Raw genomic sequence first — 3,337 nt, 5'->3', positions numbered from 1 at the left:
GCGCAACCAAGGTAGCCGAGGAGGCATAAACGAAAGCGGGGAGGCGAGCCCTCCCCGTTTCCGTTCGGCTTCGCCAAGTTTCGGACGTCTCGTATGTCGCGACTTTTGCGACACCGGCGCGCTTGCATCATGCCGCTCTTAGACCTGCCCCATTCCGAGAAACGATAGTCATCGGGACCACGATCGACCTTCCGATAATCGTATAGACCTGGAGCAATGGTCTGGATGGATCAGGAACCTAATGCCCCGCATCAGTCGTTACGCTCCAGTATCAAATGTCGCGCTACGATGGCGCGATGATAGGGGAACATAATGGCCGATCCACACAACAAGGACGGGGCTCCTCCGCGCTCGATTCATATCGAGAAGAAAAAAGTTAACTGGCTTGCCTGGATTGCGCTTGCCGCAGGTGTTTTGGCGCTGCTGTTTACACTCAGCCGTTGCGGGCATGACGAGACAGTCGCAGTTGCACCGACACCCAGTTCGTCGCCGACCCAAGTCGTTGCAACGACCCCAGGCGCGTTGTCGGCTACAGCGCTTTCGGGCACCTCAGGCCTTGGTGGTTACCTCAATGGTACCGAAGCTGCGCCACGGACATTCCAGTTCGAACAACTGGCTTTTGATACGGCTAAGAGCACGTTGCGTGCCGGCGACGCACAGGAAGTGGCGACCATTGCTACTGTCCTCAAGCAGTATGCAAACACACGCGTCCGCATCGCAGGCTATGCCGACGCTCGGGGGCCGGCAGCGGCTAACGTTGCTCTTGGCAAGGCGCGCGCCGACGCGGTCAAGGCGGCCTTGGTTGCGCAGGGTATCGATGCCGCTCGCATCGAAACCGTGTCTGGCGGTGAGACCGATCCGGTCGACACCAACGCTACGACTGCCGGTCAGGCTGAGAATCGCCGCACCGAGTTGGTCGTAACCTCGCGCTAATGCAGTGACACATCTGGAGACAATCATGACCCGTACCATCACCGCCTTATTCGATGACCGTAACGACGCCGAAGCGGCCCAGGAACGCCTAAAGCAGTCACGCGTGGATGCCGATCACATCCGCGTCCATGACAAGACCAGCGACGGCTACAGTGAAACCACGCGCTCGACGCACGAGGATCGCGGCATTTGGGCGTCGATCAAGAATGCATTTCTGCCTGACCATGACCGCCACACATACGAAGAGGGCGTGCGTCGTGGCGGCTTCCTTCTGACCGCAGACGTCGATGACGATGCCGTCGGTGAGGCCGTCCGCGTCCTGGAAGAAGCAAACACGGTCGATATCGATGAACGTGCCGAATCCTGGCGTTCGTCGGGTTGGAACTACGAGCCAGCCGAGGCAGCGGCTACCGCTGCCAGCTATGGTCTCGATGCTTCGCCGGATCGGGCATTTGCAACGTCTGGTGACGATGTACCACCTGCTAACACGTCATCGATCTACGGCCGTCGAGATCTAGACCGTGGTTCGTCGCGGGTACGCTCGTACGGCAACGACCACAGCATTAGTAGCAAGGCGAAGGGCATGGCTGACGAGGCGCTTGGTAACGTCAAGCAGGCAACCGGCAGCGTGTTTGGAAACGAGAACCTGAAACACGACGGTATCGAGCAGGAACGTCGTGGTGAGAGTGAGCAGGGCAAGGGCCCAGACCGCTCGTAGACTAAAATGATGGTGAGCGATGGCATTGCCATCGCTCACCATCTCCTAGTTCTTTAGCGATTAAGAATGCTCGCCTTCCTGCGGCAGTGTCATCCCCCACCGGAAAGACCCGTCATGATCGCCGCTTCCGGGCTCCCCGACCCATATATCCTCATTCTCACCGGCTTTGGCCTGCTTACCGCGCTGGTTGTCTGGTTACCGCTGGCGCTTCGTAAGCTACCGCTGTCGTTGCCGATCGTCTGTATCGCGCTCGGCGCTGCGCTGTTCTCGTTGCCGCAGGTCACGCTCAGGCCGCTGCCGCTTCTTTATCCCGAGATCACTGAACGCTTCACCGGGTTTGTCGTGATCATCGCGCTGATGGGGGCTGGTCTGAAGATTGACCGGGTGTTCAGGTGGCAGGACTGGGCGGTTACCTGGCGGCTGTTGGCGATCACGATGCCGCTGGGCATTCTGGCTATCACGGCGGTGACGGCATGGGGAATGGGACTGCCATGGGCGATCGCTTTGCTGCTTGCTGCCAGCTTGGCCCCCACGGATCCTGTCCTGGCAGCCGACATTCAGGTCGGGCCGCCCAAGAGCGAAGACGAAGACGAGGTACGGTTTGGGTTGACGTCCGAAGCCGGCCTCAATGATGGCTTTGCGTTCCCGTTCGTCCATCTTGCCATTATGCTGGCAGCCGCAACCGCAGCCGGGAGCAGCAAGCCGTGGCTGGGTGAGTGGCTGACGTACCGGGTCTTATGGGAAGTAGGCGCCGGCGTCGGCGCTGGCTGGCTGATCGGTCGGGCCTTTGGCTGGGTGACATTCCACGTACCCGCGCAAACCAAGCTTGCGCAGACCGGTGACGGCCTGATCGCGCTGGCTGCGACCTGCATCTCCTACGGCTTTACCGAGATCATCCACTGCTACGGCTTCCTCGCCGTGTTCGTGACTGCTTTGACGTTTCGAGGGACGCACCGAACGCACGACTTTCATCACGACATGCACGACGTCACCGAGCAGATCGAACGGCTGGCAATGATGGTCTTGCTATTGCTGTTTGGCGGTGCGCTGGTCAGCGGGCTCCTGAATTCGGTATCGTTGACGGATGCGCTGATCGCGCTCGTGATCCTGCTGGTCATCCGCCCGATTACTGGACTGATCGGCTTGACCGGCCACCAGGCTGACCGCTCGGAGCAGCTGACGCTGGCCTTTTTCGGCATCCGCGGCGTCGGATCGATCTATTATCTGGCCTATGGTCTGAATCACATCCACGTCGATGCGGCCGAACGTCTGTGGGGCCTCCTCGGACTGGTTGTGCTGTTTTCGATCGTTCTGCACGGCCTCACCGTGACGCCAATCATGCGTTTGGTCGATCAGCAACACGGGCGAGATCCAGACAAGGATGCGCCTCCCGCCGTGGGCGCTTGAGGCAACTCTGCATCAGGGTAGCGTGAGAACGGCGATCGCATGCCAGATGCAAGAGACGCGTAAAGGGACAAGGCATGACCGAGACGAACAAGCGGAACGCGAGAGGGCACGACGCTGGCAGTCCCTGGGCTATCCCTGCAAAAGGCTGGAAAGACATTACTCTGCGAGCATGGAAGGAAGCAGGCCAATATAACATCAGCCTTGTTGCCTCCGGCGTGGCTTTCTGCGGCGTGCTCGCCATGGTGCCTATGCTGGGCGCCGTAGTGCTGGGCTACGCCC

The 3,337-nt window shown here is 60.0% G+C and carries 3 protein-coding genes and 1 pseudogene; all 4 read left to right on the top strand.

From position 1 onward, the window contains the following. Positions 1–312: 312 nt before the first annotated feature. Entirely contained in the window at positions 313–933 is a 621-nt protein-coding gene (locus tag sphst_RS13400) for an OmpA family protein (protein ID WP_043156837.1), read from the top strand. A 25-nt stretch (positions 934–958) separates the two neighbouring features. After that, entirely contained in the window at positions 959–1,651 is a 693-nt protein-coding gene (locus sphst_RS13395) for a CsbD family protein (protein WP_051916368.1), read from the top strand. A 114-nt stretch (positions 1,652–1,765) separates the two neighbouring features. Beyond that, positions 1,766–3,058 carry a cation:proton antiporter gene (locus sphst_RS13390; protein ID WP_031394086.1) on the top strand — a complete coding sequence of 431 codons (1,293 nt, stop codon included), beginning with the start codon at positions 1,766–1,768 and terminating at the stop codon, positions 3,056–3,058. A 74-nt stretch (positions 3,059–3,132) separates the two neighbouring features. Continuing rightward, a pseudogene (locus sphst_RS13385) lies at positions 3,133–3,337 on the top strand (YihY/virulence factor BrkB family protein); the annotation flags it as partial.

This window comes from Sphingomonas sp. STIS6.2, from assembly GCF_000732685.2.
GTDB classification, from domain to species: Bacteria; Pseudomonadota; Alphaproteobacteria; order Sphingomonadales; family Sphingomonadaceae; genus Sphingomonas; species Sphingomonas aerolata.
This window is presented reverse-complemented; position numbering and strand designations above follow the sequence as displayed.